Below are 12,395 nucleotides of genomic sequence, written 5' to 3' on the forward strand. Positions count from 1 at the left end.
TGAAGCCCACACGAGGCCCACTTACGCTGGGGAAAAAATTATCTCCTCTACAGTCAAAAAATAAACGTGTTGTGGTATGTCCTCCGAGGCCATCGGTCCTAGAGAGACCTGGGGTACGAGGATCGGATTGATCCTCTCGATGGCAGGCAACGCCATAGGCCTCGGCAACTTCCTGAGGTTCCCTGGCAGAGTGGCCCTGTACGGTGGCGGGGCATACCTAATACCGTACTTCGTAGCGCTAACACTACTAGGCCTCCCAATAATGTGGCTCGAGTGGTCTATTGGGAGGTACGGTGGACAGTACAGGGCGCACTGGCTAGCGCCGATGATGTACGTAGTGAGTAAGAGGAGGCTGGGGGACAAAAAGGCTAAGATCGTGGCGGGGATAGCCGGCGGGCTAGCGCTCTCCATAGCCATACTGCTGAACGCCTACTACACGAACCTCCTGGGCTGGGTCAGCTTCTGGGCTGGAATGTGCATGACCGGGAAAATAGTCGAGGTGACCGAGGTAAAGGACTCGATAGGCTGGCTCCTGCAGGTCATCGGAAACCCCGTTTACAACCTACTCCCATGGGTATTCACCCTGGTTATGACAGGGATCATAGTCGCGCCTGGTGTCAGCAAGGGTCTCGAGCGCGCGAACTTGATCATGATGCCGCTACTCTTCCTCTTCTCAGTAGTGCTACTGGTCACGGGGCTGACTTGGAGGACTCCGGTGAAGCCAGAGTGGGACTCCATCAAGGGCTTCCTCTGGCTCTGGACTCCGAGATTCGAGAAGCTGGGCGACCCGGCTGCGTGGCTCGAGGGCGCTGGGCAGATATTCTTCACGCTGAGCCTCGGAATAGCCGGCATAATACCAACCTACGCGAGCTACATTAAACGCGAAGACGACATAGCCTTGGGCGCATTGACGACCACGGCTCTAAACGAGTTCGCCGAGGTGATATGCGGTGGCACAATAGCGTTCACCCTCGGCTACGCGTTTGGAGGAGTACTCCCGATCGGAATGGTCTACGTCGACAAGAAGTCGCCGTTCTTCCTGTCAATGGCCGTGTACCCGGCGTTCTTCGGTAAACTCGGCGCTGTAGGTGCTGTACTGGGCTTTATGTGGTACGTGCTGCTGTGGTTCGCGGGCGTGACATCGGCTATAGCGATAGCAAACGTAATTGTCGAGATGCTACAGGGCTTCGGCTGGAAGAGGGCGCAGGCAACGGCCGTCTCGGTACTCCTGTTCTTGGTATTCGGTGTTTTCATAGCGCTAGAGGGCTACATGACAAAAGACTACAGCTGGGGGCCTTCAACGGTTTACCTGGACTTCACAGACTTCATGGTGGGCTCTGTAATGCTAGTCGTGACAGCGCTCTTCGAGACAATAATCGCGGGAATGTTCTTATGGCCTGAAGGCTACGAGGAGGTCAACAGAGGCGGGCTAATCAGGGTGCCAAAGGCCCTCTGGAAGTACGTGCTGTCGATCATAGCCCCGATATACCTGGTCGCAATGCTCGTGTGGCTTCCAATGAGCACTAGAATAGAGACCATCATTTACCAGACCGGTGAGCCGCTGACGTGGCTGGGCCCGGCACTAGCCGGCCTCTCGGCAGCGTTCACCGTAGCCTTGTTCATTGTGGGCTTCGTACTGGGGGTGAAGTCGACGAAGCAGTTCGAAAAAGTTGCGGGGTGACGGCGTGGTGGAGACCATAGGCGTGTACAAAGACGTGCCGCTGACCGTAGACCCGGTCCTGGCAGTGGTGTTCGCTGCCATAGGCTGGTTCGTGGTGCTGATACTGGTGTTCTACTCCCTACACCGCTGGTGGAAGCCAAAGAAGCCAGCCGAGGTTGCCAGTAAGGCTTGAAGCACGGCAAACTAGCCGAGGACCTGACTCAACTCTCTTTTTTACTATCCCACCGTGGCCTAACTCGCGCTCATACCCTCTGCTCTAAGGCTGCCGGGGTACTCAAGCAGACCCCCGAGCCTCGAGGCGAGAGCGGCGACTACTCCAGCGTCTTGTCCAGGCTCGCAGACTCTATAAGCGTGCTCAGGCAGTGCGCGTCCTCTGCTACGCCGGGCGAGAAAAAGGCGTGTAGTAGCGAGGCCAGGTCCGTCTACAGGTACTCTGTGCTCCTAAACCTCGTGTCTACCGGGAGGGTGAAGGAGCTTGTACGCGCGAGGAAGGCGGGAGTCGCAGCAATAGCGCTGGGGCTCCCAACGGCGGCCCTCTTCGGCTTTCCCCCAATGGGCTTAGTACTGGTGTTTCTAGGAGTCTTGTGGACCTACTTCTACTTTGTGAGACTCAAGCTCATTGGCTGGACCACTTTCACGGCATCGCTGCTCCTGCTCACGCCGTTCCTAGTCAACGCGGTCATGTACTTCGCGTACGCTGTCACGAGCCCAGGGGAAGTCGGGAGCGTGGCGAGCGAGCTGGGGGTGTCGCAAGGCATATCGTTAACCGTGCTCACCGCCTTGCTAATTATATCCGTAGCCGCGCTGGCGCTCGAGCTGTACGCGCTCTACAAGCTAGTGAAGTACAGAGTAGTTTTTGAGTAGTTTTCAACCCCATGACCGAGGTCGCCCCAACGCGCTTGATTGCAGGGTCTTCGCGGATACTCTAGTACATCGAGCTCGGTCAACAGAGTGGTCCTCGACGCGTAGAGGGAATCCGGAGAGCGGCTCTCTAGTATAGTATATTCGTGGATCACGTCTAGAGGTGGGCCAAGGTCTGAGGCGGGAGATGGCCGTGTACCGTGGCCTGCGGTCTCGAAATGACACTGGTAATCGAGACCTCGGCACCTGTGGAGACCGCCATAGGACGGTTCATCGACCTCACGCTAAGGAGGACTTGAGATAGGCGTGTCTGGCTTCTAGCCTACGAGCACTCCCTCCTCCAGCTTCCTACCGAGAAACTCGAAGACATCTACACCCAGCATTCCAGCACGGCGTCTTCTGCGTCCTGGAGAAGCTCCCACGGGACTGAAACGGCTCTGTGAGGTTTTCAAGGGTAAAGCCCACGCGCCCCGCTGCGATATCAAACCACTCGCTCTAAACCTCCTCGAAGTTATTATTCGCACCAGGTCTCACAGAAAACACCAAGTTAGACCCTCTTCTTCACACAGATTCGCCGCGCCAGCCGAGCCCATATTTCTGCAAAGCAAATTGATCAGTTCGCGAGCCACGAAAATGAGTCTGTATTCTACATCGTCCTGGCCTCTCACGCACAACACGCTCTCGGCCCATTATCGCTGAGACATGCCTAGATATCGCCGATTATCTGAAGAAGCTCGCTAAGACCTCCGCCTCCCGGGCGCACGTTGTCTACTACGATCACCCCGCGCGTTCTAAGCGAGAGCTTGAAAGAGCCTGGAACGGTCTTCGCGGACGCCAAGACGACTGCCTCGGGCTGAAATACCTCCTTGTATGCGATGAGCTGCTTCTCCACGTCTCTTGACCAGCGCTCGAAGTCCTCGTTCTTGCACTCTACTATAGCCTTCACTCTAAACCCCTCCTTGAGCTCCTCGCAACTGAGGCCTCCTGCGAGTATTGCTATGTCCGGTCTCAAGGGTGTTCTCTGCAGACCCAATCTTTGCTTGACAGCATTTGCGCGCTCGTAGAGCTCTTCTAAGGCTGGGGGCACCGCGAGGGATAATCCCTCCTGCCACAACATACCCTTACACATTGTGTGAGGAGTCGCGTCGAACTCGTACCAGAGCGAGCACAACCCGTCTCTGCACGTGAACGAAGCCACAGGGTAATAGGAGGTCTGACCGAAGTTCAAGTAAAGGTTTTGGAGCTTATTGCGCCTACGTAGTTCTCTAGCAATACCTGCTATTACCCAGAGCTGGTGCACCCACTTAGTGAGCTGCTCCAGCGACCTCTTCCTGGCAGTGTCGTTGTAAGGTATCAGGTAAGAAAGCGGATAGCTTGCCCCGCTCTCCAACTGGCATTCTACAAGCTCTGGGAGAATGACGCGGGCAGGATACCCCAGGGCGTTCCAAGCGGAGTTGGATAGTTCGGCGATGAAGCCGCGTAGGTCTTCGATCATTGGCGTATAGAGAGGTCTCCACTCGCTACTCAAGAAATCCTGCTCTCCACGTGAAAGGTGAGTAAACGTGTACTCGTTGAGGTACGATAGCGGTAGTGTGGCCCCTCCGCTACCTCCAAGAGCGATGTTCTCGGCTGGAAGTACACGGGCGTAACAGGATATCCCCCTATTGCTAGCTGATATTATGACAGCCGTCTTTCCTCTGAGCACGCTTAAGTCGACCACGTACTGGGCTTCGCCAACATCTGGGTCATACTTTTTGAAAGTGGCATAACGAGAAATGTGTACAAGTGACTTACCCTCAATGATGAAGTAGTACATGCTGCTCTTGCTTAAACCTCCATGCCACTCGGTGACGGTCACATATCCGGTAGTCACTCTCTCCCCCCCTCTCCTCTCCAATGCTCCAATATGCTTCTTAGTTAATCAATGTTTAGTTAAATGTTTTACCGAAATGAGATTCACTAATAAGATGTGAAGCTATGCTTCGATGTGGTGTTTCATTGAACTTCTTGCCCTACTTACATATGCTTGCGAATTAACATGTAATTGGAGCCCTACCGTAAAATGTAGCATTTCCTCCGCGCTTCGTTATAAAGTTCATTGTAATCCAGAGGTTCTGCGTACCGCACAACGTCTAACTCGCGTCAAGCGCTTCGACGTGTAAACTTTGACTACTTGTTTAGAGGCGCGTACTGTGGAGAGGAGATAATCGAAGCCTTTGATCCGAGGAGGCGCGGAGAAGTCTTGAGGAGACTTGTGAGCGAGGCAGGTAAAAGAACCGCCTCTATGGACGGGCTGTTGAGCAGAATCTACTACTTCTAAAACCCGCCTCTTAGACTTTTCCCAGTATTAAATTCCCGCACCCCTTGCGCCGGTAAGCGTGTTGTGAGGGTGCCGCGGGCTACGAGTTAGTCTACGCCGATCCATTACAGCCGCGTGGCCAGGCCGTATATATGTGCCCGCGGCTATCCAAGAACGGTGAGGGGTTTGTGTCTGGGTGAGCGTGTGAGGGGCGTCCTTTTCGACTCCGAGCTCGAGTCGCTGCTGAGGGACGACCTACACCACCTGGACTTGACCACGGTTTACATGGGGGTCGAGTCCGAGAGGGGCGTCGCGAGGCTCGTGTCGAGGAGTAGAGGGGTGCTCGCTGGTGTCGAGGAGGCCGCTGACGTCTACGAGAAGGCGGGGGCTACCGTCGGGTACCTCCTGGGCAGCGGCTCCGAGGTGTCTAGCGGGGCAGTGGTGCTGGAGGCCGAGGGGAGGGCTTCTTCCCTCCACGCCGCCTGGAGGGTCGCGCAGGCCCTCGTCTCCTACATGAGCGGCGTGGCCACCTACACACGCTTAATGGTCGAGGCGGCGAGGAGGGTCAACCCGAGAGTCGTCGTGGCGACCACGAGGCAGACCCCACCGGGCTTGAGGAGGCTTTGGCTGAAGGCCGTCTTGGCTGGCGGGGGCGTAGTCCACAGGCAGAGCCTCTCGGACGAGATCCTCTTGTTCAGGAACCACCTGGTTTTCGCCGGGGGCAGGGGGCTGGGAGAGGTGGTGAGGTCTCTTAAGGCCAGGGTGGGCTACAAGCGGGTCGGGGTCGAGGTGGGCAGTCTCGAAGAAGCACTCGAGGCGGTCGAGGCTGGTGCGGACTACGTGCAGTTCGACCACGTAGACCCGGCAACCCTGAGGAGCTGGGTGTCGAGGCTGAGGAGCGAGTTCAGCGGTGTGTCGATCGGGGTCGGAGGCGGAGTAGACCTGGAGAACGTAGGCGAGTATGCCGCGACGGGAGTAGACGTCATAGTGACCTCGGCCCCCTACCACGCCAAACCCCTTAGCTTCACAACAATAATGGAGAGGAGGCCATAGCCTGAAGACTAAGCGAGTCTCCGTCAACACAGCAGGCTCTCGGAGGCTTTGGAGTAGATGAGCAAAAGGCTTGGGAAAAAGAGTACCTTTGACCAGGAGTCGAGACCGCACGCCCCGAACTTCTACACCTTACCGACTCTCGTCCTGACCGCCTCGTAGTGGTTTGGTAGCCCCTCTACGAGAGACAGCTCTTTGAGGTGGCTCGCTAGCTTTTCCAGCGAGGAAGGGTCTGCGACATATGTTACGTCGATTACTTTCATGAAGTCGAGTACTCCCAGCGATCCTCTTTTCTTTGCCCAGCCCCCAGTGGGTAGTACGTGGTTTGTCCCTACAACGTAGTCTCCTAAGGGGACAGGACTGTACTTGCCTAAGAATACGGACCCCGCATTCTTTATTCTCGATAGTACTTGGAATAGTAGACTGTCCGAGACGTGTACCTCTAGGTGTTCGGGGGCGTAGTCGTTTGCAAACTCTATCGCTTCATCGAGACTGTCCGTGACCACTATGGCGCTATACGCTTCGAGAGCCTTCTTCACAATGTCGCTCCTCGGTATTTTCTCGACCAAGGTCTCAACAACATCCTTAACCCTTTCTGCTAAGCTGAGACTGGGCGTCACTAAAACCGCTGCCGCCGCCTCGTCGTGTTCTAGCTGCGAAATCAGGTCTCTGGCAACGTACTCGGGATCGGCAGTTTCGTCGGCAATTACGAGGATTTCCGAAGGACCGGCGAGAAAGTCTATGTCGACATCGGCGTACTCCTTTATAATCTGCTTAGCGGCAGTAAACCACAAGCCCCCGGGTCCAACAATCTTCTCGACTCTCGGGACAGACTCCGTTCCAAAAGCCAAGGCAGCAACGGCGTGAGCTCCTCCAACCTTGAATACCTCTCTCACGCCGAGGTAATCTAAGGCAACGAGTATATGAGGGTCCACGCTCCCATCGGGGGCTGGAGGAGTTGTAACAACAATCTCACTGACGCCCGCGACTTGAGCCGGTATGACTGTCATGAGAGCTGTTGAAGGGTAGAACGCCTTGCCACCCGGCACGTAAACACCCACGCTCTCTATAGGTCGAGTAACCTGGCCTATGTAAACACCTCTCTCGACTTCAATGAACCACGAGTCCTTGGGCTTTTGCTCTTCGTGAAACCTCCTTATGTTCTTGGCAGCGTACTCCACGGCTTTAACGAACCTTTCGGACACGGCGCTCCAGGCTTTTTTAAACTCGTTTTCGCTAACTCTCAGAGATTCAAGGACTCTCTTACCGTAAAACCTCTCGTAGAACTCGAGTATAGCCATATCGCCCCTCTCCTTAACGCTCTTTATAATCTCCTCGACACCTGCCCTGATCCCGGTGATGTCAAGCCTAGACCTGAGCTTGATCCTTGTAAGGAGGCCCGGGTCTGCTTCTCTCAACTTCACAATTCTTATAGCCACACATACCACCCACAGCTTACTAACCGTTAAACGTGTATAGATTTATTTGGTAAACACCTAAATAAATATATTTACCCCTACGTAGAACATATAAACGAATAGTGTAACCAGGTAAGGGAAGGTTCTATGGAGGAGAAAATACTTGCCTCGTGGATTGGGATAGCGCTATACACGGTCCTGGTAACGTATGTGGGCGTGAAGTACTATGCTAAGATCAAGAGCATAAGCGACTTCGTGGTAGCGGGGAGGTCGCTTGGGTTCTGGGTTACGTGGGGCACTATTCTCGCAACGTGGTTCTGCTCGGGGACCTCTCTGGGAGGTGCTCAGATGACGTACCTGTACGGTATGAGAGGAGTTGTAATGGACCCCATAGCCTCAGCGCTCGCAGTCATACTTTTTGGTCTCTTCTTCGCAGCTAAGTTAAGAAGGTTGAAGTACATCACGGTGGCCGACTTCTTCAGGTACAGGTATGGGCCTGAAATGGAAATAGCTTCGGCATTAGTCCAGATACTTGGGTACATTGGATGGCTGGGAGGGCTACTACTAGCGTACAGCGTTGTCTTCCAAATACTACTAGGCTGGGAGAGAGAGCCAGGGTTGTACTTAGCCACACTCATAACAATATTCTACACAACGCTAGGCGGCATGTTCGCGGTAGCCCTACTAGACTTCATTAGAGTATTCATTTTCTGGGTAGCCATGTGGATCGGGCTCTACTTCGCCTTCGCGTACCTGGGAGGGGTAGACGTGCTGGTTAGCAAGCTCTCGCCAGACGACTTCAGCATACTTCCCGGCAGAGGCTACGAGTACCTGGGTTACGTGGGCTTATTCGGGCTCTTATACTACATTGCTTCGTGGATTAACCAGCCGCTCGGCTCGATATCATGCCAAGACCTTGTCCAAAGAGGGCTCTCAGCCAAGGACGAGAAGACATCTTCGAGGGCCGCAATCGCGGCTGGGGTCAGCTACTGGATCATAGGTTTAACGGGCGGAGCCCTGTACGGGCTCATAGCCAAGGTGTTGTTCCCGGCACTCGATCAGCCCGAGATGGCCATGCCAATGGTTGTAATGTACACGGCTCCAACGTGGGCTTTCGCGCTATTTGTGGTAGGCTTACTGGCTACGATAATGAGCTCGGCCGACTCGGCGGCTCTAATACCACCCTCCATGTTCGCGAGAAACATCCTGCCCTACATAAAATCGGTGAGCGAGGAGAAAGCAGTCCAGATAATGAGAATCATAGTAGTAGTAGGGACTCTGGGAGCTCTGTGGATAGCTCTGTACCTGCCACACATATACTTCCTCACTCAAATGGCTTGGTACATGATGATGTTTGTTCAGACAATACCTTTCATTATGGGGATATACTGGAAGAAGGCCAACAGGATAGGCGCTATAACTCAAGCTGTTTTCAACGTAGCGATGTGGATAGTCCTCGGATCGTACTTCTACGGGCAGACAGGCGACGTGTGGGCAGCATTCTACATGCCAGGACCCATAATAATGCCGCTTGGACTAGTAGTATTTGTAGTGACATCACTACTAACACAGCACATATCACCACCTAAAGAACTAGTTGAACTGCCAGCTTAGATCTACTAGAGGACTTTTTCCCACACACTCCTCAGTATCGCCTTTTACACGCTCCCAATATCTTGTGGCGTATCAAGCAGTAGGGACTCGGTATACATGTAATACCTCTACCAACTATGGATAGGGAATACGGCCTTGAGCCACTATGAGTAAAGCCTACCGCTCGTCCATCGATCTCACCGTTAAACACGTTACCACATTACACCCGTACTCTAGGGTGTGAGGTCTCATCGGAATTGGAATGTTGAAGTGAGAAAAAAGTGTGCTGACTCTGGTCGCATACTCAGCTCCTCATGCTTTTAATTCACTTCTCTTACCTCTCTAGTAACTCGCTCGCGATTCTCTCCTCGCTAATATTTTTGACCGCGTCGTCTTTGACCGCCAGCTCCCCGCCGGCTAGCACTTCTGCGCCACTGTTTCTTTAGAGACAGCTTATAACGGTCTCGACCGGGCTGTAAACAGGCATGTCCTCGCCGCATGCCTGCTGAGCAGTCACGTGGTTTTACGGGAGGAGAGAGGAGGGGGAAGAGGGCGGCCCTCTTTAAAAACAGGCTCGGAGCCTACAGGCCTAAGATCAGTTTTATCAGGGCCATCCTGGTGTACAGCCCGTTCTTCGCCTGCTCGAAGTACATTGCTTGGGGTAGGACGTCGACGTCTGTGGTGAGCTCCCACACCCTGGGTAGCGGGTGGAGGATTATTGGGATCCTGCTGAACTTCTTCAGGTAGTCGTAGGTGATGATGTAGCTCCCCTTGAGCCTCTCGTAGTCCTCGGGCTTCATCCTCTCCTTCTGCAGCCTCGTGACGTAGAGGACGTCCAGCTTCTCCATCACGTCGTCGGGCTTCTCGTAGAGCTCGTACTTCACCCTCCGCTGGTCGAGCACCTTCAAGACCTCCTCTCTGGGCGAGAGCTCCTTGGGTGAGATGAAGTAGATCTCGACGTCCCTGAAGTTGGAGAGCGTGTAGGAGAGGCTGGAGATGGTCCTCCCGTACCTCAGGTCGCCCATCATGCCCACTTTTACCCCGTCCACCCTGCCGAAGACCCTCCATATAGTGTAGACGTCCAGCAGGGCCTGGGTGGGGTGCTCGTTGTACCCGTCGCCCGCGTTGATCACGGGAGCCTTGCATATCTCCGCGGCCTTCTTCGCGAACCCCGGCTCCCTGTGCCTGACGACTACTAGGTCCGGCCCGTAGCTGTCGACGGTCCTCAAAGTGTCCTCGGGCGTCTCCCCCTTCGCCATGCTACTGACCTCCTCCGGCCCGAGGTCCACGACGGAGCCGCCCAGCTTGACCATTGCGAACTGGAAGCTGAGCCTAGTCCTCGTGCTCGGCTCGAAGAACGCTGTGAACATCACCCTGCCCCTAGCGATGTCGAGCCTCTCACCCCTCTCCACTGCTCTACGGAGGTCCTCGGCGACCTGTATCAGTAGCTCGACGTCGCTCCTAGAGAACTGGAGGGCCGACACTACGTCCATGCCCTTGTACAAGGTTTTCACCCGACCCGACAGGTATAATATCAACGCCGGAGCGGTAAATAGATTGCGTAGAGAGCGGGCCCACCGAATATTTACGGGCGGCCGCGGCGTACTTACGCGTTTAGATTTAAAAACCGGCGTCAAGATAGGATTCAAGGGCACTTGCTGGTAGTAGCCCTAGATCCACCCTTCAGCCCAGTCCTTGGAGAAGACTACCTGAGAATAGTTAGAGAGGTCGACCCCTACGCGCAGGGCTTCAAGGTGGGTCTACCACTCATCCTGAGAAGGGGGGTCGACGTTCTCGGGGAGATCAGAGAGGCCACGAGGAAGCCCGTCATAGCTGACTTGAAGCTGGCCGATATAGGGGACGTGATGGCCAGCGCCCTGTGCGTCCTCGCCGAGCAGGGCGTCGACGCTGTCATAGCACACGGCTTCGTCGGCGTGGAGGGCTCGCTGGACAAGCTCGTGGAGGAGGCGGAGAAGCTGGGCGTCGAGGTGATAGTAGTGGCCTCCATGAGCCACAGGGGGTCCGAGAAGTACATCGACAAGCACGTGACCGAGATAGTCGAGGACTCCCTGAGGCTCGGTGTCCACGGCCTCGTCCTGCCGGCTACGCGGCCTAGTCTCATCAGGCTCGCCCGCGGGCTCGTCGGCGGGTCGCTGAGGATCTACTCACCGGGCGTCGGGCACCAGGGCGCCCAGCCCGGCGACGCCCTCTGCGCCGGGGCCGACTACGAGATCGTGGGGCGGGCTATAACCCGGAGCGAGAGCCCCGGGCAGGCGGCGAGGGCGGTCCTCGAGAGGCAGCTCGAGAGGGTGAGAGCTTGTCGTGGATAGCCGCCGACCTGTACAGGCGCGGGATGGTCAAGCTAGGGCTGTTCAAGCTGACGTCGGGCCTCGAGAGCCCGTTCTACATCGACTTGAGGAGGCTGTACAGCTACCCCGAGCTCGCGGTGCGCGTTGTCGAGAGGGCTCTCTCTACGGTACCCTTCCACGGCGTCGAGGTCGTAGCCGGTGTAGAGACCGCCGGGATACCCCTCGCCGCGTTCCTCGCCTGCCGCACCGGCCTCGCGATGGCCTACGTTAGGAAGAACAGGAAGAACCACGCGACGGGCCAGGCCGTTGAGGGGGACGTCGCAAACAAGAGAGTCATGGTAGTGGACGACGTGGTCACGACAGGGGGGACGTTGCTGAGGTCTATAGACTACCTGAGAGAGGCCGGCGCCGCTGTGGTTAGGGCCCTCGTGGTCGTGGACAGGGAGCAGGGCGCGAGACAGCTCCTGACTAGACACGGAGTCGAGTTCTACGCCCTGACAACCGCTAGAGAAATATTCGAGGCGCTCTGGAGAGAGGGTCTCATCGCACACGAAGAATACAAGCGAGTAGTGGACTACCTAGACTCCTTCAAGCTACCCTAGCTCTTTTTCCCCACTACCCGACGTCTCTACTGGCCTCCAGTACGAGAGACCGTATACTCTGCTACGAAAGGGCTTATAGCAAGCTACCCCTACACACCGTGGTGGGCCGTCTAGGTCTTACACCGGCCTCTTTCTAGAGCCCCTTATCTTCAGTAGCCCGGCGACCAGCAAGGCGAGGCCGAGTAGTATGGTCCCCGCGATTATGACCGGCAATTTCTCCACGTAGGGCATCGCGTTGTAGGCCCTCTCGCTGGCGTAGTAGACCTCCCTCATCTTAGCCGCCGCCTCGCCGACACTCCCTAGAGCGTTACTGAGAGAGGTCAGCCCGAGCTGGCTGAGCACGCTCGCCAGCTTATCGGTGTAGTTACCGAGCGTCGCCAGGGCGTTCATTGAAGAGACGTAGGGTTGGGAGTGGGTGAGGTTGTAGAGCCTCTCGACCTCCTCTCTCGACACCTTCACCTCCCCGGCGACTAGGGCTAGAGCGGCCCCTACAAGGAGGAGGCAGAGGCCGAAGCCGGCTAGGAAGCCCCCCAGAGTCGAGGCCACGAGACCACCCTCCCAGTCTGAGTAGGGCTAGGGAGT

The 12,395-nt window shown here is 55.9% G+C and carries 12 protein-coding genes; 8 read left to right on the plus strand and 4 right to left on the minus strand.

The genetic code is table 11. The features are described 5' to 3' along the window. Positions 1–76 precede the first annotated feature (76 nt). From TCELL_RS05460 to TCELL_RS05465, 3 genes are read left to right on the plus strand one after another with little or no spacing between them, the layout of a single operon-like run. Positions 77–1,681 (plus strand): SLC5/6 family protein, encoded by a 1,605-nt coding sequence (locus TCELL_RS05460; protein ID WP_014737733.1) that lies wholly within the window; start codon positions 77–79, stop codon positions 1,679–1,681. A gap of 4 nt (positions 1,682–1,685) precedes the next feature. Then, entirely contained in the window at positions 1,686–1,853 is a 168-nt protein-coding gene (locus tag TCELL_RS07505; protein ID WP_014737734.1) for a hypothetical protein, read from the plus strand. Further along, positions 1,850–2,545: a hypothetical protein gene (locus TCELL_RS05465; protein WP_014737735.1), complete on the plus strand. Its 696-nt coding sequence runs from the start codon at positions 1,850–1,852 to the stop codon at positions 2,543–2,545. Before TCELL_RS07505 ends, TCELL_RS05465 begins: the two co-directional genes overlap by 4 nt. Before the next feature lie 703 nt (positions 2,546–3,248). Here the strand turns inward: TCELL_RS05465 and TCELL_RS05470 are convergent. Next, positions 3,249–4,415 (minus strand): hypothetical protein, encoded by a 1,167-nt coding sequence (locus tag TCELL_RS05470; RefSeq protein ID WP_048163260.1) that lies wholly within the window; start codon positions 4,413–4,415, stop codon positions 3,249–3,251. A gap of 300 nt (positions 4,416–4,715) precedes the next feature. Between TCELL_RS05470 and TCELL_RS07510 the strand changes: the two genes are divergently transcribed. Both TCELL_RS07510 and modD read left to right on the plus strand, forming a co-directional pair. Beyond that, on the plus strand, positions 4,716–4,862 hold the full coding sequence (locus TCELL_RS07510) for a hypothetical protein (RefSeq protein ID WP_014737737.1): 147 nt from the start codon (positions 4,716–4,718) through the stop codon (positions 4,860–4,862). 183 nt (positions 4,863–5,045) lie between these two features. Continuing rightward, entirely contained in the window at positions 5,046–5,894 is an 849-nt protein-coding gene (modD, locus tag TCELL_RS05475; RefSeq protein ID WP_014737738.1) for a ModD protein, read from the plus strand. Between the two features lie 122 nt (positions 5,895–6,016). Here modD and hisD read toward each other — a convergent pair whose 3' ends face one another. After that, positions 6,017–7,330: a histidinol dehydrogenase gene (gene hisD, locus TCELL_RS05480; protein WP_014737739.1), complete on the minus strand. Its 1,314-nt coding sequence runs from the start codon at positions 7,328–7,330 to the stop codon at positions 6,017–6,019. Between the two features lie 126 nt (positions 7,331–7,456). On the opposite strand from hisD, the gene TCELL_RS05485 reads away from it, so the two are divergent. Further along, positions 7,457–8,923, plus strand: a complete 1,467-nt coding sequence (locus TCELL_RS05485) for a sodium:solute symporter family transporter (protein ID WP_014737740.1) — start codon at positions 7,457–7,459, stop codon at positions 8,921–8,923. Positions 8,924–9,483: 560 nt separating this feature from the next. On the opposite strand, the gene pyrB is transcribed toward TCELL_RS05485, so the two are convergent. Continuing rightward, positions 9,484–10,407: an aspartate carbamoyltransferase gene (pyrB, locus tag TCELL_RS05490; protein WP_048163263.1), complete on the minus strand. Its 924-nt coding sequence runs from the start codon at positions 10,405–10,407 to the stop codon at positions 9,484–9,486. A 150-nt stretch (positions 10,408–10,557) separates the two neighbouring features. Between pyrB and pyrF the strand changes: the two genes are divergently transcribed. Further along, entirely contained in the window at positions 10,558–11,232 is a 675-nt protein-coding gene (pyrF, locus tag TCELL_RS05495; protein WP_014737742.1) for an orotidine-5'-phosphate decarboxylase, read from the plus strand. Continuing rightward, positions 11,220–11,813, plus strand: a complete 594-nt coding sequence (gene pyrE, locus TCELL_RS05500; RefSeq protein WP_014737743.1) for an orotate phosphoribosyltransferase — start codon at positions 11,220–11,222, stop codon at positions 11,811–11,813. The genes pyrF and pyrE overlap by 13 nt, the downstream gene beginning before the upstream one ends. 117 nt (positions 11,814–11,930) lie before the next feature. Here the strand turns inward: pyrE and TCELL_RS05505 are convergent, their stop codons facing one another. Continuing rightward, positions 11,931–12,359 carry a hypothetical protein gene (locus TCELL_RS05505; RefSeq protein WP_014737744.1) on the minus strand — a complete coding sequence of 143 codons (429 nt, stop codon included), beginning with the start codon at positions 12,357–12,359 and terminating at the stop codon, positions 11,931–11,933. Between the last annotated feature and the right edge of the window lie 36 nt (positions 12,360–12,395).

Source organism: Thermogladius calderae 1633 (genome assembly GCF_000264495.1).
GTDB classification, from domain to species: Archaea; Thermoproteota; Thermoprotei_A; order Sulfolobales; family Desulfurococcaceae; genus Thermogladius; species Thermogladius calderae.

Excerpts from the sequence above, each read along its gene's own strand:
- TCELL_RS05460 (WP_014737733.1), top strand. The coding sequence starts at position 77 with ATGTCCTCCGAGGCCATCGGTCCTAGAGAGACCTGGGGTACGAGGATC.
- TCELL_RS05485 (WP_014737740.1), top strand. The coding sequence starts at position 7,457 with ATGGAGGAGAAAATACTTGCCTCGTGGATTGGGATAGCGCTATACACG.